Genomic DNA, 19591 nt, shown 5'->3' on the forward strand with positions numbered 1-19591 from the left:
GCCTTACTCCATCAAACATCTCATCTCCACAGCACAATTATCATGGATTGGAACAATCCGATCACTCCGCCCAGCAGAACCCCGAGCCATGTGATGGCCCTGAATTCACGGCCGGACACACTTAGAATGATCTCTTCCAGCCGCTCAATTGGAAACTTCTCCACCTGCTCCTGAACGAGCTGCGGCAAGTTAACAGCCTTCATGGCCGCCGGGATGCTTCGCTCAAGGAAGCCCAGTCCCTTATCGAGCAGTCCAGGCAAGGCTGCCCCAATGGCCGGCATTCGCGGTCCGATCACTTCGCTAACGCGAAGAAGCTCGATCCGCTCAATCCACTTGGACCAAGGAAGCTTATCATCCAAAGTTCGGGTGATCCATGCTAGGCCCGGCTCATCTGCGGCATGTTCGATGAGATTCCCAAGCGGCATATCACCGTAATACGACAGCTTTCCTGAGATGATATCCGTGATGGTCTTGCGGACTTTCTCTCCCTCCAACTGCTGAATCAGCATGGGCGTCAGCTTCTGGACCAGCTTATCTTCATCTACAAAGATCGAAGCCATGGTCCCGAGAAATCCGCCTGCCTTATCGATGAGTGAAGAAGCCACATCCGAAAGCATAAGCTGCCCCTTAGCGGACAGCAGCGTGTTCTTCAGCTCCTTCAGCACAATATCGGCGGCAGCCCCACTCCAGCCCTGGATCGTTTCCTCCGACCAGCCGGGAACAAGCTCCTTCAGCGGCTTTGCCTCCAGCCCGTAGCCATGCCATACTGCTGCGGCACCCCGGGCCGTAAGCTGGCGGGCCGATTGTTCAGCACGGACCTTCAATTGCGCCCACTGTTCGGAACTCCATACCTTTAGCGCCAAGTCCCGGAAGCTCAGCTCCGATTGGCTCCATTCCTCCAGCTTCCGATAGAGGCTGTCCTCTATCTTACCCCGAAACACCGGCTTACGAATAAGCTCCTGCAAGCCTTCGCTTGTTACCAGGTAATCCGAGACCACACGTCCCAACGACTCGGCTATTTCGTCTTTACGCTTGGGGATGAGCCCTGGTGTAAAGGGTATGCGGCGACCCAGGATGATTTTTTCTTCACGGGGATGAAACAGCATTTTTATCGCAAAGTGGTTCGTTATGCCGCCAACAAAAGCAGCAACGCACACGTTCACCAAAATAAACAGCCAGTTCTGCATTTTAAGCACTCCTTTTTCCCGAGCAGTACAATCACCAAGGGATATATGTCCTCATATGATGCATTACATGCAATGATCAGATGAAGTCTTTGTCTGTTCACTTAAGTATCCAGTTGTTGTCGGAAGGAGATCCATCATGCGCAAATCCAAGATTAAATCCAACACCAAATCCAAGATATCGGCTCAATTAATCCGCTCAGCCCAGCTCTCGGATAACGATATCAAGCTTGGTGACCGGCTCATAAGACAGCTCCGTATCCCGACAGATTCAAAGGTACAGCTTGCCTTTGGCTCCTTCAAGCAGGAAGTCAGCGTTACCTTAGGAGGAAAATCGAACTCGCTGGCCCTAAGCCCTTCCGTATTCAGCCATTCGGGACTTCTTCCTCGTACCGTCATGAATGTCAAATATTATCCAACGGAAAGAACACTGAAGCTCGGTCCGCTTATCGGGATCATGGTCAGCCGCTATCAACCGGATGAACCTGATAAACCTTTCGGATCGATCTCAGCTTTCTGTCTGGAAATGGTCAACGCGGCCAAGAAACAAGGCGCATATGTATATTTTTTCACACCTGACATGATCGGTTCGAACCCGGCAACACTTGAAGCCATTGCTTATGACGCGGGATGGAAAAAGCTCAGCGTTCCAGCTCCGGACGTCATTAATAACCGGCTGTCTACCCGCAAACTGGAGAATAGTCCTAGCGTACAGCATTTTATGAGAGAAGTAAAATCACAATTCGGCACCCATATCTTTAATGAGAAATTTCTTGATAAATCCGATGTCTTCGAGGCACTCGGGCCTGATGCGAAACTGCAGAAATACTTGCCGGAATCCTACCTGCTCAGCGGTTATCCGACGCTCAAAAAAATGTGCGCTGCTTATCGGACGGTCTTCCTGAAACCGGTGCGGGGTAGTCTGGGAAAAGGTATCATCCGGATATCCCGCCAAGAGAACGGCCATTATCAAACGATGACCACCTCTCTTGAAGGAAGCAAGAAGAATACCTACTCCTCGCTTCCAAAGCTGTTTAGCAGCTTATCCGGAAAAATAAAAAAAACGCGTTATCAAATTCAGCAAGGATTGGATTTAATCCGCATCAATAGGCGAAACGTTGATTTTCGCGCGCTTGTTCATAAAAACAAAAACGGCAAATGGGCAGTGACCTCGGTCGTGGCCCGCATTGCCGGCGGAAACCACTTTGTTTCCAATCTCGCCAGAGGCGGTACACTCTCTTCCGTCAAGGATGCACTTGCCATGAGCAGTATCCCGTTAAACTCCAAGCAAACGGCCCCCGCTCGAATGAATCAAGTGGCGCTCGATATTGCTCATAGTCTGGAGGCTGCCATTCCCTATCATTTCGGAGAGCTGGGCATTGACTTGGCAATTGATACGACAGGACGCATTTGGCTCCTGGAGGTCAACTCCAAGCCGTCCAAAGGCGAAAACGCACCGCTGAATGCCGACTCCAAAGTAAGACCGTCAGCCGTACGACTCGTTCAGTACTGTCAATATCTGACGGGTTTCTAAAAAAAGGAGAACCCTATGTCCTCAAACAAGATAGGCACCCTGGGTGTCATGGTATGCCGCAAACCGGGCTTCCCTCCCTTTAGCGAGAAGGAATTTCTCCGTGAACTAAGCTCGAAGGCCAAGGAACTCGGCATGCAGGTATTTGTTTTTTGTCCGGATGATGCCTCTCCTGCTGCTGGTGCAGAAGGCTCCATAGACAGGATACAAGGATATCAATTCAATCCGGGAGATGGCTGGACCATCGGGACCTTTCCTCCTCCTGACGTCATCTATGACCGATGTCTGCACCGAAACGGTGAGGAAACGGCTGCTGCCGGGCAATGTCTGAACCAACTGCTGCAGCAGGGCGCAAAGCTGTGGTCACGAGGTCTGCCCGGCAAGCAGAAAGTGCATCAAGTATTAAAGCGCTCCTCCGCCTTAAGGCCTTATCTGCCGGCAACCTTAAACTATACGGGAGCCGAAACACTGAGCAGGGCTTTGCTGTCTTTTGGCAGCAGACTTTTCATGAAGCCTAGCGGAGGCTCTCAAGGGCGTCATACTTTGTACCTCGCTCTGACAGATCAACAGCGTGTCAGACTGCAAGGAAGGGATCGGAGCAATCGCATGTTCCAGCAGACCATTCCCGCACAAGAGATGAACGAATGGGTGAGGCGTTTTACCGGCCGACGCCGGTTTATCATTCAACCCTACCTGGAGCTTTGCAACCGTAACGGGGACCCGTTTGATATTCGGTCATTGGTTCAAAAGAATGATCGCGGCATATGGTCCATCACAGGAATCGCCGCACGGCAAGGCGTAAGCCAAGGGCTGACCTCGAACCTACACGGGGGAGGTACGGCATTTCCAGCCCTTCCCTATCTAACGACTGATTTCGGAGAAGAACAGGCTATGAAGATCATTCAGAACATCCGGGATCTGTCCGTTCAGCTTCCATCTTTGCTCGAAGAAGGATTCGGCCGACTTGGCGAGCTGGGAATCGATTTTGGCGTGGATACAAAGGGACGGATCTGGATTCTGGAGGTCAACTCCAAACCGGGCCGCCGCGCATTTACACTAACGGGAGATGGTCACGCAGCCCGGCTGTCCGTCGAACATCCGATTCAATACGCCCGTTATTTATTGCTTCGACAACTTAGGAGGGTAAATACATGAGTTTGAATTTCGGAAATATTCATTTCTCGCAGCAGCCCGAAAAAGTCGTCTTTTTATCCGGTTCGCTTCTAAAGAGCCTGGGGCTATCGAGCAGGAAATCGATTAAGCTTCGCATCGGTACCAATACGGTGTCCGCTGCTGTGAAACCGATTGAGCGATCGGGGAAACACATCTATTTAAGCAACGGTGTTAGAAACGGTATTCACGTTCCCAGACAGGGCCCTGTCCATATCCATTCCCCCCGTGAGGGAGAAATCGAGCTGGGGCCCGTGGTTGGGGTTCTTTCCGACGGACCGCATAATCCATCCAGCCCTTTTGGAGCCCGAACCTCGTATATTCGGCAGCTCCTTCGTGAGGGCAACAAAAAAATGTTCGTATATGCCTTTGCCCCCCGGGATATCAACTGGCAGCGCGAAACCGTTCATGCCTATATGCTCGGTTCCGGCGGCGGTTTTGTCCGCAAAACCGTTCCGCTCCCTAATGTCGTCTATAATCGTCTGCCTAGCCGGAAAACCGACTTCTCCCCTTTTACCAATCAACTGAGAGATCGGTTTCTGAAGCGCAACATCAAATTTTTCAACTGGGCCTTCTTCAATAAATCCGATGTGTACTCACAACTGGACGGCGATGTGCAGGCAGGCAAATATTTGCCGGAAACGTATAATAATCCTAGTCCCGAGCGGATTAAGGATATGATGGAGCGTCACAACTTCGTGTATTATAAGCCCTCAGCCGGGAGTTTAGGCCTCGGGATTTACCGGTTAACCTATCTTCCCAAAAAAGGATACTTCGCGCGTTATCATGGAAACGGGGGCAACACCCTCCTCAAGTTCCCGAACTTTAATAGTCTGATGCGCATGCTTCAGGCGAAACACGGCTCCAGGCTGCGGAACTATGTCATCCAGCAGGGAATCCGCCTCATTGAAATCGACAACTGCCCCATCGACTTCAGATTCCACATGCATAAGAACAGCAAAAACCGCTGGTCCGTGGTTGGTATCGGTGCGAAAAAGGCCGGAAGGGGCAGCGTCACGACGCATATCAAGAACGGGGGCTCCTTGATGACGCCGGAGCATGCGCTCAGCCGGGCCTTCGGCTCCAAAGCGAAAGATGTGCTGGAGCGTGCCAAGGACGCTGCCATCGCGATGTCGGAAGCCATCGAGAATCATCATCCGCATCTGTTAGGAGAAATCGGGTTCGATATCGGAATAGATGACAACGAGAGAATATGGATGTTTGAAGCGAATTCGAAGCCGGGCCGATCGATATTCAACCACCCTTCCCTTAAAGGGGAAGGAAAAGCATCGGTCGAGCATATTTTTGAACACAGTATGTATCTCAGCGGCTTCCACAGGGGGAATGATTTGTGATCAACCGAGTGGAGAGTGATGGAAGACCGGTTGTAGCCATCCTGACCATGCACGATACGCATACGATGTTCAGGGGCAACCGGCAAAACTTTCAGGAAATCATCAAGACGGGAAAAGATATGGGCTTTATAGTCTACGTAGTGACTGTACGTGATCTGAAGCTTGATACGGGTACTGCCAAGGGCTACATCCTGAACAACGACCATTCCTGGGAGCAGAGGCTATGCCCTCTGCCCCAGGTTATATATAACCGGATCCCCTACCGAGAGGATGAAGCTCTTCCCTGGGTTCGCCGCAAAATCAAGGAATGCCAAGATCATCCCCATATCGATATCTATAATCCACACTTTTTCAATAAATGGCGGCTGTTTGCTTGGCTGAACAAATCCCGGTTAACTAAAAAATGGGCTCCTTTGACAAAACGTTTGAAAGGTTACCCTACTTTATATGAAATGATGAAGCGGAAGCCTTACCTGTATCTTAAACCCGAGGACGGCAAAGCCGGGCAAGGAATCATGAGGCTAAGGTATCAGAAAAACAAATCGCTCCCCTACCGCATACAGATACAGAATAACAAAAACAGCACCACATACAAAGCAGCCTCCTTGGAGCGGCTTTGGAACCGGGTTTATCAAGAGACTAAAGGAAGCTCATACCTGATCCAGCAGGGAATCGAGCTGGCCCAGGTCCACGGTCGCGCCTTCGACCTCCGTATACTTGTGCAGAAGAACGAATACGGTTTCTGGGCAGTTACAGGAATTGGAGCTCGAATGGCAGGCGCCAAGAGCATAACCACGCATGTTCCTCGCGGAGGAACGATTGAGGATCCAGAGAAGCTGCTTCCGATTGTATTCGGTCAGGAACGGTCCAACGCCATCCTTAGCGAAGTTAAAAAAGCAGCCGTGCATATGGCACGGCAGATTGAGAAGAGCTCTGGTCAAATCCATGGCGAAATGTCCATGGACCTCGGAATTGATAACGAGGGCGTCCTTTGGTTCTTCGAAGCCAATTCAAGACCCATGAAATTTGACGAACCCGCGATCCGGAAAAAATCACTGGAGCGGATTTTTCAATATTCCGAATACCTGATCAATCAAAGGTAGTCCTTGCATCCTCAAGAGCAACCGTTAAGGAAGATGTGAAAGGAGGGGATCATGTGGAAATCTCATGTCTCTCTCTCTCAAGCCCGGAAGAATGGCCGCATGCCAGACAGCAGTGCAACGATTTCTTCCGACGGTACGGCAACAAACGTCTAACCCGCGAAGGTTACCAGTGTCTGGCCTCGCTATCCTATGAAGGGCTGCTGCAGCCCGGCACCTCAATCATGGCGGCTACGGTTCGAAGCGATATCGGCCGCATACCTGTGGGGATATGCTTTGCGGCGGATTATGGAGAAGGTGCCTGTATGATTGCTGTACACCCTCTATACCGCAACCGGCATATCGGTTCTTCCCTGATCCGCTCACAATTATCCAAATTTGGACGGCTGCGATGCAAAGTGGCCGCCGATCATTCCGCAAGTTTGCAAATGTGCTTTCATGCAGGGCTTAAGGCCATTGCTCTTGAGCAAGGTCCGACGAGCAAACCTACGCTCGTTATGAGCGGAGTCCTGCCCCTGCACCCATTCCAAAGTGGTTCAACATCTAGTGCTGACTCTATTCAAGAAGGTGAATTTCTGTGTCAAAACCCGTCTTAGGTATTATGACGTTATACTTGGATGAACGAAAAACGCTGGAGGAGCGGCATATCTACGAGCATATGATCAGGGAAGGAAAAGCGATGGGGCTCGACGTTTACGTCTTCACTCCTGCCGACGTCAACAGTACCCAAGGCCTAATCAACGCCATGGAATACGATCCAGATCATCGGAGATGGAGCCGGCGATGGCGCTCGTTTCCCAATATGATCTTTGATCGCTGCCGCATTCAAAAGAGCCCCCGCTTTCAACAGCTGCTGCGATTTCGTTCCCGCTATCGGCATTTATTGTTTCTGAACAGACCTTTACGCAACAAATGGACGATTCATCAAGTATTGTCCACCAAGAAACGCTTCCGGCCCCATCTGCCGGATACTCGGATCGTAACAAGCACAGGTGACATCCACCGGATGCTAAATGTTCATCCTACCGTCTATTTTAAACCGATCAACGGAACGGGCGGACGCGGAATTCTGCGGATTACGAAGGTCCCGGGGGTTGCGGGCACGTATGAAATCCGGGGGCGCAATTCTAATCGGAGTATTATTAAACCGAAACGAATGCCTTCAGGCCATTTGGCGCAATATCTGTCGGGCTGGGGCAATAAAGATCGATATCTGGTTCAAGAGGGGATACAGCTGGAGCTGACCGACGGAAGAGTGCATGACTACCGAATGCTCGTACAGAAAGATGGATCCGGTCAATGGCAGGTGACTGGTTGCGTGGGACGCGTCGGGGCGCCGAAGAGCGTTACCTCCAACCTGCATGGCGGCGGAATCGCGACCATGATGGAAGAATTATTAAGTAGATGGATCACAGATCCGGTAAAGCGCGCCAGCATCCGCGAGGAAGCCGATTCCCTCGGCGTGGATGTAGCCCAATTTCTTGACGGACAGTATGGAGGTTTGTGCGAGCTTGCCCTGGATCTGGCCGTGGACAAAACCGGAAGAGTTCTTCTCCTCGAGGTGAATCCTAAGCCATCAAGGGAAGTCTTCTCACAAATCGGCGATATGGCTGCCTACCGTGAATCCATGGTGAAACCTTTAGAATATGCAATGTGGGTATACAGTCAAAAAAAATCCGCGAAAAATGCTTAAGATAAATCATACGAAACCGTATTTTAGAATTAGAAAATGCACAAAGGCTGTTTCCAAGAGGTTGATTGATACCCTTGGGAACAGCCTTTGTGACTCCTATCGATCTACTCGGCTTGATTATGAAGCTTCAGCAGGTCTGAAAAAGAATGAATAACGACGTCTGATCCCTTCAGCTCCTGCTCCCCGCCAAAGCCTGCATAGTGGCAGCCAATGACGGTTTGTCCGTTCTCTTTGCCTGCCTCCACATCCGATGACCGGTCCCCTACCATCCAGGCGTCCCGGATATCATGTTCATCCAGCAGCAGTCTTACCAAATCCACCTTGGAAGCCGTTCCATGCTCTCCGGCACTGTAGACGCCTTCAAAGAGCGACATGATCCCTCTCGCTTCGGCTATGCCTTTCACGTAATGCTCCAGGCCGTTGCTGGCAACAAACAATCGGACGCCGCGCCGATGAAGCTCCTCCAGCGTCTCCTTCACTTCTGGATACAATACGGCTGCTTCATTGTTTAAGCCTTCGAGCTCCAGCTGCAGCAGCAGCTCGTCTGCACGGCGATGGGCTGCTGGCGTTCCATTTGGCATGACAATCTTCCAAATGTCTTCGAGCAGCATGCCCAGACATCCAAGCATGAGCTCCTCATCCGGCGTTTCTCCTTCATAATGCCCCTCTTCACGTAAAATGTCGAACAATTTGTGATAGGCGGGCAGCAGCAGGGTCTCCGTCTGAAACAGCGTTCCATCCATGTCAAATATCATCGCTTCCGGCTTAATCAACGTTGCTGTATTTTCCAATTTGGTCCTTCCCTTCCCTTCAATCCATATAATCTGATTCTAGTCTAATCTTTCCTCATCATATAGGAACCATATCACATCTGCAAACCCCATCTCCTCATTTACTTTTGATCTTCCGCCTATAAAATATGCGTGACCAGGAGTGCTTTAAGTTGTTATACATATAACACGTACTACGATGAGGGGGATTTACATGCCTGGAATAAAGGAGTCTGATACTGCACCGCCAATTGGGCAGTTGGAAGCCGAGCTATTGGCTGAGCTGAGCCGCTATGATCCCCATGAACAAGCTGTCATTCTCAAGCGGATGGTGAGCCGCCTTAAGAAAGAACGGTATGTCCGCAGTCCGATCGTAGTTGTTAAAGAGATGATCCGGACGCCGCTCGTATGGCTCCTGCTGTCCATGGGAATGATGATCCCCATTCTGTTCTACATCCTCCGATTAAAGCCATAACCAATACCGCAAGGCCTTTCATTTCAATCTACCCCTCCTGTCCCTGTCGATAGGACGGCGGTACGGAGCGCGCCGTATCCACCGCGAGCCAGAACAATCCGATGGCAATAACCGGATGCCATGCACCCGCACCAGGGAAATTGGCCGTGAAATACTGGCTGAGGACCAATAACAACATGACCAACGAGCTCCATTTATACTTGGCGGGCAGCTTGCCTGCAAAACCCGAAAGCAGCATAAGCATCGGCACAATTTCAAAAAAATGAACAAATAGAGTATGGCTTCTCCACATCGATCCATCGTGAAACAGCGCCATACCGGCAAATAGCGTCTGAATGGCAATACAAACAACAAAAATCCAGGCCAGCCCTAGTGAAATCCAACCGACGAGCGGTGTTTTTCTGACAGATGAAGCTTGTTGATTCATCTCGATACCCCTCTCTTGTTTCATGATCGTTACGGATACCATCCTATCACCGAAATGTTGTGATCTTGTGATGATGGCTTGCGGATTCCGTGAAATTTTCCATTCGCGGCTGAAAACCGTATATAATGGGGTGGATTTAGGGTTAAACCTAACGAATCAAAAGAAAGGCAGGATTCAGCATGGCACATACCTTGCTTCTTGTAACGATGAATGCAAAGTCATTGAATTTATGGAGTCATTCCTCAGGCAAGAAGGATTTCAGATTATTACCGCTGCGACAGGTACGGAGGCTTTGGCCAAAGCGAGGGATTTCAAGCCTTCCCTGGTCATACTCGATTGGATGCTGCCTGAATTAAGCGGCATTGAGGTATGCCGCGAGCTCAGAAAATCAAGCCGTGTCGGCATCATTATGGTTACTGCAAGGATTGAGGAGACAGATAAACTAATCGGGCTTGAGGTAGGGGCGGATGATTACCGCCTACTGGGTATCGCGGAGGCTGACCGCGCCCTTGCGCAAACTCATACCGGCCATCGAACGACTCGGTCAAGGCGAGTACGGTGTTCAGGCTCCCGTCACCTCGGAGGATGAATACGGGAGGGTCGCGGTTGCTTTCAACGGAATGTCTTCCAGGCTCGAGCAGTCCGAGACGGTCCGCCGCAATCTGGTGGCTGATGTCGCGCACGAACTTCGAACACCGCTGACTATCGTCAGAGGCAAGCTGGATCTGCTTCAACAGAGCAGGCAACCGATCCAGCCGGAACTATTGCTTCCCATCCAGGATGAGTTGATTCGCTTAACCCGTCTCGTGGGCGACCTCCATCAACTATCTCTGGCCGAAGCGAAGCAGCTGCCGCTGGTTCGGAAACCCACGGACATGCTGGATCTTCTGGGTCAGATTCAGGAGCGCATCGAGCCAGATGCCGATGCCAAGAACTTGGCCCTGCGTTTGACGAGCGCTACGGAGCACACTTCCGTTCCTGTGGATCCAAGCCGAATCACACAGGCGTTTCTGAATTTATTCATCAACGCGGTTCGGTATACACCCCAAGGCGGGCTTGTCCACACCACGTTACAAGAAGAGCACGCTTCCAGCATGCTTCGAATTGATATTCGGGATACAGGTCCAGGGATTGAGGAGGAGCATCTTCCCTATCTCTTTGACCGCTTCTACCGCACGGATGAAGCACGTGCGCGGCATCAAGGCGGCATGGGATTGGGTCTGGCGATTGCCAAGGAATTTATCATATCTCATGGTGGCACGATTCAAGCAGAGAGCCAGCAGGGGCAAGGAACTACATTTACGGTCCGGCTGCCCTATCATGACTCGGATCAGCAGCCGCACGGGATATAATAGCCCCCATAACTCCTATCTAACCTAAACAATGACAGGCCCGGACAGATATCGACCGGGCCTGTCATTGTTTTATTCATTCAGATGTCGAAACGATATCCTCTCCCTTAGAATATTTTTTTCGTTGCCCGATCTTCCTTGATGATCTCTACAGCTTCCCTAAAGCGGATGGAATGAATAATCTCACGTTCCCGCAAAAACTTAAGACTGTCCTGCAAATCCACATCATCCGTCATGTCGATGAGCCATTGATATGTAGCGCGTGCTTTCTCTTCAGCCGCAATGTCCTCATACAAATCCGCAATCGGATCGCCTTTTGCCTGAATATAGGTTGCTGTCCAAGGGACCCCGGCGGCATTCTCATAATACAGCGCATGATCATGATTGGCATAATGCGCACCCAATCCGGCAGCCTCCATCTCCGAAACCGTTGCATCTTTCGTCAATTTAAACACCATGGTGGCGATCATCTCAAGGTGTGCAAATTCCTCTGTTCCAATATCGTTCAACAATCCGATGACCTTGTCGGGAATGGTATACCGCTGATTCAAGTAGCGGAGCGCTGCTGCGAGCTCCCCATCGGCTCCCCCGTATTGCTCCGTCAAGAACTTCGCCATTCTTGGATCACATTTACTTACGCGTACCGGATACTGAAGCTTTTTTTCATATACCCACATGGGATCGTCCGCCTCCTTGTTCTCGCGTTTCCTCTGCGTGAGGGCTGCATGCATGTGGTGAAAAAAGCAGCAGCCCGCTTGCCAACACCGTCACCGTTAAACCTGCCAAGGCCAAGGCCCCTGGGCCCATTCAAACGGATATCTGGAATAAGCACGGCCAAAATTTTGCAGCGGCCCATACAGCTCTTGAAATTGCTTCGCGAGCACGGTCCTTTCCTGCGTCAGTTTATTGAACTGCTCAATGCTCTTGAGATCATCCGGATGGGTGTCCAAATACAGATTCAGCTCCACCAGGACAAAATCCAATGCCTGCAGTTGCTCCAGCATTTCGTAATATTTCAGATCTCCAACCTGGGGTCTGGCTTCATTCACCGCCGATCACTCTCCTTTAAATTTTCGCGAGGTATACGGGCTGTACAAGGATGGCCATAACGTTCCGTGTCTCAGCGCCTCGGCAGGGCTGAACTGCGGCAGTCCTGCCGGTTGAAACACCACATACTGGTTAACAGGTACCACATACGATCTGTAGAGCTTGGGAGGGCATGGATCAAATGGCGAATGAAATACCGGGTATACGCGCACCTCTGGATTTTCCTTCAAAAGGTATTCCTCCTTATCGTTACGATCCGTCGTTATCAAGGACTCTTCGTATTTAACATATGTCTTCCGCCCAGAAAATGAACTGCAAATTGACAAAAAAACCCTCTCCCCTGGAACATTTCCGGGAAAAGGGTTCTCGTTGAGTTGTCCTCAAAATTTAATTTTGATTTGGAACAAGCCGGCTTTACGCATAGCGGAATAGATAATAACGACCAAAGGGCCGATAAAAAATCCGATCACACCCACCAGTTTAAATCCGATATACATGCTGACCAGGGCAGGCAGTGCGCCGATTCCGACGGCATCCCCTATGACCTTCGGTTCCAGCACGCGGCGGATTACCGTAATCAGAATGAACATGAAGATCAAGCCAACCCCTGTAAAAATATCGCCTACTGCAAGCAGGTAGATGGACCATGGTATCAAGACGGAACCTACACCCAGAATCGGCAGAATGTCGACAATGGTCACAAGCAGGGCGATGGCCAGCGGATAGTTAACGCCTAATACCAGCAAGCCGAGCAGCGTAATCACGTACGTAAACAGGCTGAGGATCAGCTGTGCCCGCAAAAAGCCGAAAATTGATTTTTTCAGGCTGATCAGCACTTCGTTCACCTGCGACTGTGATGTCTCATCGAATAGCGACAACACTTTCTCACGCATCGTATCGAGGCTGAAAGCGAACAGGAACACCGCTACACAGAATACAATGAACGTGACGAACAGGTTCGGCAGCGTTTTGGCAAAGGACAAAAATGTTGATGATACCGAATTGACAAGCGACCGTATATAGGAAGAAATATTCGACATGAATTCGGTAAGACTGTCGGCAAGCCCCGGCGAAATGCCGTTCAGCATGTCTTGCGCTTGAATAATCGTATGCTGAAGGAATTCGTTAGCCCCGTCAAAATATTGCGGAGCCCGGCTCCAATATTCGACGAGCTGGTTAAACACCTGCAGACCGATCAAATAGACCAACAGCAGCATCAAAAGAAGGAATAGCGTGCTTGTCACCGTTGCGGCAGCGATGCGATTCAACCGAAGTCTTTTCATTAAGAGCCGATTTAACGGCTCCAATGCAATAGCAATCACGATGGCCAACAAGAACGGAGCTCCAACCGTAAACATTCCGTACAGCAACAGGAGGCCGAGACCGATAAATATGAGCTGCTTAATCGACATAATCCACTTCCTAACAAATAGAGTCTTGCTAGTTCTAGGTGAAGCTGCTCTCGAGCTTCTGATGAATCATGACGCGAGTTACACGCAACCGTGTAGACTCCTCTACCTCAAAGACCACCCCGTCAAAGGTGGTTTTCTTTCCGACCGCCGGGTTGCCTTCAAGCTCCTTGAATAACCAACCGCCAATGGAATCCACGTTATGCTCTTCAATCATCAAGCCGGTCAAATCATTCACTTCTTCAATGAGCATCCGCCCATCCACCGAAAAGTACTCATCATACATTTCAATTTCAGGCCGCTCATCTTCAAATTCATCGTACAGGTCCCCAACAATCTCTTCCAGAATCTTCTCAGCTGTCAGAATACCGGCTGTCCCCCCATATTCGTCAACCACGAGCGCAAGCTGCTCATGTCTTGCCTGCATCTTCCGCAGCACCTCGCTGATCTCCGCCGATTCCGATACGTCCATAATCGGTCTCATCAAGGAAGCCAGATCACGCTGCTTATCAGGCTCCGCCAGCAAGAGATCGGTAATGTGGACAAACCCGATAATGCGGTCTTTGTTGTCCGTTGCAACCGGGTAACGGGAATGCTTCGTCTCATTGACGATCTGAAGATTCTCTTCCAAGGTATAATTGGTGAAAAGAACGTCCATGTCCGTCCTTGGCAGCATAATTTCTCTGGCTCTCAAGTCAGAAAAATCGAACAGGTTGTCCATTAATTTCATCTCGTTCTCGTCAATGACACCGCTCTTTGCGCTCTCGTTCATCAGAATCCGAATCTCTTCCTCGGAGTGGGCTGCTTCGGCCTCACTTGCCGGCTCGATGCCGACCATCTTCAGAATACGATTAGCGGAAGCATTCAGAACCCAGATCACCGGCAGAAAAATGCGATAAAACCAGAGCAGCGGCGCCGACAGAATCAGAGCCGTCCCCTCGGTCCGCTGAATAGCCAAAGACTTCGGTGCAAGCTCCCCTAACACAATATGCAGGAAAGTGATAATACAGAATCCCACCGCAACCGATATCGTGCTAACCAATCGCTCATCCGTAAAGCCAATGCTATGCATAATGGGAGCCACCAGCAATTCTGAAATGGCAGGCTCCCCAATCCAGCCAAGACCCAGGGAAGTTAATGTGATCCCAAGCTGAGTTGCGGATAAATACGCATCCAGCTTCTGATTTACTTTCAGGGCAATGCCAGCCAGCCGGTTCCCTTCGCTAACGAGCTGGGTCAACCGGGATTGACGCATTTTCACCAGTGAAAATTCGGCAGCTACAAACACGCCGTTCAACAAAACGAGCAGGAAAACCAAGAGCAAATTCAAAATCAGTTTCCCGACCTCAAATTCCTCCGCCATGATGACACGCCTTCTTTCTAGAGTTCTAGTTTGTCTTTGCTTGCCTTGACTTGAAATCCACACCCCGGTAGTACATGTCAGCCACCAACAGGTTCGGCCCACAGCAGCTCACTGCATCGCAGTGACAGTTAACCGTTTGGTTCAACGGGTGTCCCGTTGTCCATTCGTTAAAAATATCGTCAAGCTTCTGTTCCTTAATATTACCAAAAGCCGGGATATCAGCAAAATCCGTTACATACACGTCACCCGAGAATAAATTCACATTCACCCGGTTACGGCCATCTGGATCATTCCGGACTGTTACGTTCGGTTCTTGCCGCAGGCGGCGAATGATCTCTTGGTCATGATCATCGGAACTGCAGGCATAGAAGGGCAGCGTTCCGAACAGCATCCACATGTCCTGATCCCGGACATCCAGCAAATGGTGGATGGCAGCTTTCGTATCACTCAAGGACAATACGGGCAAAGCGGAAGCAAAGTTTGAGGCATACATCGGGTGAACCTCGTGCCGTTTGCAGCCCATATCCTTGATCAGCTTGTGGATGCCGCTGAGTTTCGTATGCGTCCGGTAGTTAATCATCGATTCAGCGGATATGTACATGCCCGCTGCACTCAGCTTCTCCGAATTGACCAGCATCGTATCGTACATTTTGTATGCCGTCTCCTTGGAGACAGAACGTGCGCTATTAGCAAATCCGACCTCATAGAAGTCATCCCCGTTCAAATAATTGAATGAGATATGCATAACGTCCAGATAAGGCAGCATTTTCTCATACCGACTAATATCGAGTGTCAAATTGGAGTTAATCTGGGTCCGGATGCCCCTTTCCTTGGCATACTTGAGCAAGGGAACAATCACGTTGTCCACCGTCTTGCCCAAAAATGCCGGTTCTCCACCCGTCAGACTAATCGTCTGTAGATGCTCTACCTCGTCCAGTCGCTTCAGCATCGTATCGAGAGGCAGCATCGGGGCTTCCTTCATGACAAGCATATCACCGACAGCGCAATGCTCACAGCGCATATTACAAAGATGCGTCACTGTCATTTCCACACTGGTCAGTACATGGCGACCATGCTCGCGCAGTGAAGTTATCGGATCCCACGGATCATAACTCGGCGAAATGGGCCTTACGGCTGATGGAAATGGCTGTGCTGTATTACTCATGGTTCACTCACCTGATTTCTTTGAATTACCGATTCATGCAGTACAACTTACGCTTTATGTACTCTACGGCTTTGATAATGTACATTATATGATTATAACATACCCAAACAGAAGGCTTCTGCTTGATTCGGCTGGGAATCATCCGGCTTCCCCATGTTTGTCTGAGCGTTCCTCGGTAGTAAGTTTGTGTGCCGGAAACATCCATCTTGGACTCCACCAATTCGCTTTGCCCATCATCTTCATAAACGCAGGCACAAGCAGCACCCGAATCACGGTAGCATCCAGCAGAACGGCTGCTGTCAGGCCTAAACCGATCGCTTTCATCACTTCATTATCCGTAAAGACAAACGCACCCACAACGACGGCCAGGATTAGGGCAGCGCTTGTAATCAGTCCGCCCGTGCTCTCCAGACCTTCAGCTGTGCTGAATTCGTTGTCCCCCGTCCGTTCATAGTTCTCCATCATACGCGAGAGCATCATGACTTCATAGTCCATCGATATGCCGAACACCACGCAGAATATCAGAATTGGCAAAAGCGCAAAGATAGATCCCGTAGAGGAAACACCCAGCCACTGCGCGCCTATCCCCTCTTGAAATACCCACACCACGATACCGAGTCCGGCGCCCAGGCTGAGCATATTCATTATGCTTGCTTTTAAAGGGAGTACGATCGATCGAAACGCCAGGAGGAGAATGACATACGTAACTACAAATACAAAGATCAGAACGAAGGAGATATTCTGATGGATGACTTCAATGATATCCAGTTTGTACGCGGGGCTTCCGGTGACATAGGTCGTCAGCTCATTTGTGTCCATCGTCCGTAACGCTCGGACAAGCTGCATGGTAAGTGCATGGGATTCCCCATATTCAGGGATAACGGCGACGGCTGCCATATTCCCCCTTACAAAACGATGCTGCTCTAGCTGCTGGCGGATATCTTCGCGGGATAAATACTTCGATGCTTCCGCTACCGAACCTCTGCCAATGCTCAGATAACTCTCTACCTGCTTCACGCCCGGCATCATCCTGATTTCATCCGTATATGCCTTCATTAGCTCGATGCTGCGAAAGTCCTCATAAGAGGCCGGAAGCTCCACCGCCACAACGATCGAATTCAATTCACGTTCGTCATAAGCCTGTATGAGCAGGTCGTGACCATAACGGGATTCATAGGCCGGGGGAAGCACTTCGGCTGCGGGGATCGCGATATTCAAGTGCCTAACAGGATAAATCGCCACCAACAGTAAACCGATCGCTGCGATAGAGATGGTCACAGGATGCGCCATGACAAATCTGGAGAGCTTTCTCCACATACCGGAGGTCTGCCGTGCTCGGAGCGTCCGATATGCGGCAGGGAATAGAGGGAGTGTTTCTATACGCGGGCCCAATACTCCCAATAATGCGGGAAGAAGCGTGTTACCGGCCAGCACCGATAACAGCACGACGGTAATGCCGCCTATGCTGAAGGAACGGAAGATCGGCAGGTCTATAAAACTCATCGCCACGAAACCAATCAACACAGCCGCACCGGAGAACATCACCGCTTTGCCGGCGGTCGCGCAAGTGACAGCCAGGGCAGTCCCCACATCTCCGCTCCGTGCCCGCATCTCTTCTTTGAAGCGGCTTACGACCAGCAAAGCATAATCGATACCCACGGCCAGCCCCAGCATCGTTACAACATTCGGAAGGAAATTGCTGATCGAACCGTCGGCTAAAGCGACGAAATACAGGATTCCCATCGTGACCACCACGCTGGCAACACCGGCTAACAATGGCAGGATCGCGGCAGTCAATGTTCCGAATACGACCGCCAGGATGAGCAGAGCTGCGGGAATGCCTACCATCTCGGCATGGATGATATCGCTTTTGACGGCTTGGTTCATGTCGGCGAAGATGGCGGTATTCCCTGTTATGTAAGTATCCGCTCCCGTGATGCCCGGAACCGAATCTCGAATCTCTTCAAACTGCTTTAAGGCTTCCGTAGAATCCAGATCCAGCAGCACCGTCACGGATACGATATGATCTTGGCCTGCCTTATGAGCTGCCATATTCATATAAATATCCCTGACATAGGGACGGGCTCGCAAAGGCGCAAGCTCCGTCAATATTCGCCTCTGCGCCGTGCCTGCCGTCAGATTCTCATTGTGCTGACTGACTACGACAACATCCAATGAGGCTGCCGACAATCCTAGTCCCTCTTCCAGCTTCTCAATCCCGATCTGGGCCGGACTATCCTTCGGCGTAAACCCGTTGTGCTGCAGAATGGACGGTAGCTTGAATGCAAACGGAAGCAGCCCGCAAAACAAAAGAAGCCAGGTCACAACAATGGCTTTACGGTAGCGGTAAATCTGTCGCCCCCATGTATGCAGCAATGTTGTATGGCCGTTACGTCTCACGAGTCAACCTCCTTTAGGTCAAGTTTGATCTATGGTGCTCGTCCGATACCAGTGATCATAATCGCCAGTGTCTCCGACAAATCCAATTCGTAAGGTGCAGATAGCGGGGTGCCTTCGGCATCCGTTAATACGCGGACAACGGGGCGATGAGGCACATGTGCGTGAATTTTGGATACCACTCCACTCTCACCCGTATGCAATTTCACGGTGATTCCTGGAGGATATATCGCAACCCGATCCCGAAACATGGCCAGGAATGACTGTTCATACAGTGTTCCCGAGCCTGCATACATCACCTCTACCGCTTGATGCGGCAACAAGGCAGGCTTGTACACCCGCTGTGTTGTCATCGCGTCGTAAGAATCCGTAATCGCAATCCATTTGGCGTATTCATGGATCTCAGGTCCCTTCAAGGCTCTGGGATAACCGCTGCCATCCAGGCGCTCATGATGTGACAAGGCGCAATGCGCTGATAACAGCGGAATGTTGGGTTCATCTTTCAATATTTTGAACCCGATCTCGGTATGCTTCTGAACCTCGCGAAATTCTTCTTCACTCAGACGTCCTGGATGATTCAGCAGCACCTGGGATATCCTCGTCTTGCCGATATCGTGAAGCAATGCCCCCAAGCCCAGCACCTTCAGATCCTGCCGACTATACCCGTAAGACACACCAAGAACCGTTGAATACAGACATACGTTAAGAGAATGACGATACAAGTTGTAATCGTTCGTATTCATATCGGTCAGCAGCACCATGCACTCGTCATGATCCGATATTTCATCCATAATAGACTCCATCATTCCAGAGAACGTTTTGCCTAAATGAAGGAAGCTTCCCTTGAGAGCAGCCTGGCTCTCCAGGGTCTTGAAGCTCGTCCGAATTGACTGGATCGCGTGCAGCCGAGTTTCCTCGGTCAACAACTCCGGAACCACGATATCCTCTGTCATCGGTTCCTCGATATAGACATACCCGAGTTCCAACGTGCCCAGACGGCGGATCAGCCCTGTTGTCAGTTCCACGCCTTCGGCAAGCAGGATTAAACCATCGCTATTATATATTCTTTTACCAAGAACCATCCCCGGCCTCAACGCGTTGATAGGTATAAGACGCAAAATCCGTCACTTCCTCTGCTATTCTCAAACTTGTG

Annotated in this window: 19 protein-coding genes and 1 pseudogene; 9 read left to right on the forward strand and 11 right to left on the reverse strand. The window is 50.5% G+C overall.

Annotation, left to right across the window (positions count from 1 at the left end; all coding sequences use genetic code 11):
- Positions 1 to 20 precede the first annotated feature (20 nt).
- On the reverse strand, positions 21 to 1187 hold the full coding sequence (locus tag J7E85_RS14860; protein WP_215159008.1) for a DUF445 domain-containing protein: 1167 nt from the start codon (positions 1185 to 1187) through the stop codon (positions 21 to 23).
- A gap of 136 nt (positions 1188 to 1323) precedes the next feature.
- Here J7E85_RS14860 and J7E85_RS14865 point away from each other — a divergent pair, with 136 nt between their 5' ends.
- Genes J7E85_RS14865 through J7E85_RS14890 form a run of 6 tightly spaced genes read left to right on the forward strand, consistent with a single transcriptional unit; the run spans position 1324 to position 8033 of the window.
- The gene (locus tag J7E85_RS14865) at positions 1324 to 2718 is read left to right on the forward strand and encodes a YheC/YheD family endospore coat-associated protein (RefSeq protein ID WP_215159010.1); all 1395 of its coding nucleotides are present in this window, start codon (positions 1324 to 1326) and stop codon (positions 2716 to 2718) included.
- A gap of 15 nt (positions 2719 to 2733) precedes the next feature.
- Positions 2734 to 3870: a YheC/YheD family endospore coat-associated protein gene (locus J7E85_RS14870; RefSeq protein WP_215159012.1), complete on the forward strand. Its 1137-nt coding sequence runs from the start codon at positions 2734 to 2736 to the stop codon at positions 3868 to 3870.
- Positions 3867 to 5240, forward strand: a complete 1374-nt coding sequence (locus J7E85_RS14875; RefSeq protein ID WP_215159014.1) for a YheC/YheD family endospore coat-associated protein — start codon at positions 3867 to 3869, stop codon at positions 5238 to 5240. Before J7E85_RS14870 ends, J7E85_RS14875 begins: the two co-directional genes overlap by 4 nt.
- Positions 5237 to 6343 (forward strand): YheC/YheD family endospore coat-associated protein, encoded by a 1107-nt coding sequence (locus tag J7E85_RS14880; protein ID WP_215159016.1) that lies wholly within the window; start codon positions 5237 to 5239, stop codon positions 6341 to 6343. Before J7E85_RS14875 ends, J7E85_RS14880 begins: the two co-directional genes overlap by 4 nt.
- 53 nt (positions 6344 to 6396) lie before the next feature.
- On the forward strand, positions 6397 to 6936 hold the full coding sequence (locus J7E85_RS14885) for a GNAT family N-acetyltransferase (RefSeq protein WP_215159018.1): 540 nt from the start codon (positions 6397 to 6399) through the stop codon (positions 6934 to 6936).
- Positions 6918 to 8033 carry a YheC/YheD family endospore coat-associated protein gene (locus J7E85_RS14890; protein ID WP_215159020.1) on the forward strand — a complete coding sequence of 372 codons (1116 nt, stop codon included), beginning with the start codon at positions 6918 to 6920 and terminating at the stop codon, positions 8031 to 8033. The genes J7E85_RS14885 and J7E85_RS14890 overlap by 19 nt, the downstream gene beginning before the upstream one ends.
- A 104-nt stretch (positions 8034 to 8137) precedes the next feature.
- Here J7E85_RS14890 and J7E85_RS14895 read toward each other — a convergent pair whose 3' ends face one another.
- Positions 8138 to 8824: an HAD family hydrolase gene (locus tag J7E85_RS14895; RefSeq protein ID WP_215159022.1), complete on the reverse strand. Its 687-nt coding sequence runs from the start codon at positions 8822 to 8824 to the stop codon at positions 8138 to 8140.
- Positions 8825 to 9017: 193 nt separating this feature from the next.
- Between J7E85_RS14895 and J7E85_RS14900 the strand changes: the two genes are divergently transcribed.
- The gene (locus J7E85_RS14900; RefSeq protein WP_215159025.1) at positions 9018 to 9278 is read left to right on the forward strand and encodes a hypothetical protein; all 261 of its coding nucleotides are present in this window, start codon (positions 9018 to 9020) and stop codon (positions 9276 to 9278) included.
- A gap of 28 nt (positions 9279 to 9306) precedes the next feature.
- On the opposite strand, the gene J7E85_RS14905 is transcribed toward J7E85_RS14900, so the two are convergent.
- Positions 9307 to 9729, reverse strand: coding sequence for a DUF6220 domain-containing protein (locus tag J7E85_RS14905; RefSeq protein ID WP_251035728.1), 423 nt, complete (start codon positions 9727 to 9729; stop codon positions 9307 to 9309).
- Positions 9730 to 9884: 155 nt separating this feature from the next.
- On the opposite strand from J7E85_RS14905, the pseudogene J7E85_RS34050 reads away from it, so the two are divergent.
- Together J7E85_RS34050 and J7E85_RS14915 are read left to right on the forward strand one after the other, a co-directional pair.
- Positions 9885 to 10180, forward strand: a pseudogene (locus tag J7E85_RS34050) (response regulator); the annotation flags it as partial.
- Between the two features lie 34 nt (positions 10181 to 10214).
- Complete coding sequence (locus J7E85_RS14915) at positions 10215 to 11057, forward strand: HAMP domain-containing sensor histidine kinase (protein WP_353049501.1); 843 nt, start codon at positions 10215 to 10217, stop codon at positions 11055 to 11057.
- Between the two features lie 107 nt (positions 11058 to 11164).
- Here J7E85_RS14915 and J7E85_RS14920 read toward each other — a convergent pair whose 3' ends face one another.
- The 8 genes from J7E85_RS14920 to J7E85_RS14955 all read right to left on the reverse strand — a co-directional run bounded on the left by J7E85_RS14920 (position 11165) and on the right by J7E85_RS14955 (position 19556).
- Positions 11165 to 11734, reverse strand: coding sequence for a manganese catalase family protein (locus J7E85_RS14920; RefSeq protein WP_215159355.1), 570 nt, complete (start codon positions 11732 to 11734; stop codon positions 11165 to 11167).
- Positions 11735 to 11830: 96 nt separating this feature from the next.
- Positions 11831 to 12106, reverse strand: a complete 276-nt coding sequence (locus J7E85_RS14925) for a spore coat protein CotJB (protein WP_353049502.1) — start codon at positions 12104 to 12106, stop codon at positions 11831 to 11833.
- 6 nt (positions 12107 to 12112) lie between these two features.
- The gene (locus tag J7E85_RS14930; RefSeq protein ID WP_213643601.1) at positions 12113 to 12334 is read right to left on the reverse strand and encodes a spore coat associated protein CotJA; all 222 of its coding nucleotides are present in this window, start codon (positions 12332 to 12334) and stop codon (positions 12113 to 12115) included.
- Between the two features lie 150 nt (positions 12335 to 12484).
- Positions 12485 to 13516, reverse strand: a complete 1032-nt coding sequence (gene ytvI / locus J7E85_RS14935) for a sporulation integral membrane protein YtvI (protein WP_215159027.1) — start codon at positions 13514 to 13516, stop codon at positions 12485 to 12487.
- 34 nt (positions 13517 to 13550) lie between these two features.
- Positions 13551 to 14876, reverse strand: coding sequence for a hemolysin family protein (locus J7E85_RS14940; protein ID WP_215159030.1), 1326 nt, complete (start codon positions 14874 to 14876; stop codon positions 13551 to 13553).
- A gap of 25 nt (positions 14877 to 14901) precedes the next feature.
- The gene (yfkAB, locus tag J7E85_RS14945) at positions 14902 to 16041 is read right to left on the reverse strand and encodes a radical SAM/CxCxxxxC motif protein YfkAB (RefSeq protein WP_215159037.1); all 1140 of its coding nucleotides are present in this window, start codon (positions 16039 to 16041) and stop codon (positions 14902 to 14904) included.
- Between the two features lie 138 nt (positions 16042 to 16179).
- Positions 16180 to 18441 carry an MMPL family transporter gene (locus J7E85_RS14950; protein WP_215159039.1) on the reverse strand — a complete coding sequence of 754 codons (2262 nt, stop codon included), beginning with the start codon at positions 18439 to 18441 and terminating at the stop codon, positions 16180 to 16182.
- Positions 18442 to 18470: 29 nt separating this feature from the next.
- A complete protein-coding gene (locus J7E85_RS14955; RefSeq protein WP_215159041.1) occupies positions 18471 to 19556 on the reverse strand; it encodes an HD-GYP domain-containing protein in 1086 nt (361 codons plus the stop codon).
- Between the last annotated feature and the right edge of the window lie 35 nt (positions 19557 to 19591).

Origin of the sequence: Paenibacillus sp. ISL-20, assembly GCF_018613005.1 — a bacterium.
Classification (GTDB): Bacteria; Bacillota; Bacilli; order Paenibacillales; family Paenibacillaceae; genus Paenibacillus_AQ.

What these genes read in the sequence shown, in the direction of transcription:
- J7E85_RS14905 (WP_251035728.1), bottom strand. Translation starts at nt 9,729, where the DNA reads ATGAAACAAGAGAGGGGTATCGAGATGAATCAACAAGCTTCATCTGTC.
- ytvI (WP_215159027.1), bottom strand. Translation starts at nt 13,516, where the DNA reads ATGTCGATTAAGCAGCTCATATTTATCGGTCTCGGCCTCCTGTTGCTG.
- J7E85_RS14865 (WP_215159010.1), top strand. Translation starts at nt 1,324, where the DNA reads ATGCGCAAATCCAAGATTAAATCCAACACCAAATCCAAGATATCGGCT.
- J7E85_RS14875 (WP_215159014.1), top strand. Translation starts at nt 3,867, where the DNA reads ATGAGTTTGAATTTCGGAAATATTCATTTCTCGCAGCAGCCCGAAAAA.
- yfkAB (WP_215159037.1), bottom strand. Translation starts at nt 16,041, where the DNA reads ATGAGTAATACAGCACAGCCATTTCCATCAGCCGTAAGGCCCATTTCG.
- J7E85_RS14900 (WP_215159025.1), top strand. Translation starts at nt 9,018, where the DNA reads ATGCCTGGAATAAAGGAGTCTGATACTGCACCGCCAATTGGGCAGTTG.
- J7E85_RS14870 (WP_215159012.1), top strand. Translation starts at nt 2,734, where the DNA reads ATGTCCTCAAACAAGATAGGCACCCTGGGTGTCATGGTATGCCGCAAA.
- J7E85_RS14940 (WP_215159030.1), bottom strand. Translation starts at nt 14,876, where the DNA reads ATGGCGGAGGAATTTGAGGTCGGGAAACTGATTTTGAATTTGCTCTTG.
- J7E85_RS14920 (WP_215159355.1), bottom strand. Translation starts at nt 11,734, where the DNA reads ATGTGGGTATATGAAAAAAAGCTTCAGTATCCGGTACGCGTAAGTAAA.
- J7E85_RS14860 (WP_215159008.1), bottom strand. Translation starts at nt 1,187, where the DNA reads ATGCAGAACTGGCTGTTTATTTTGGTGAACGTGTGCGTTGCTGCTTTT.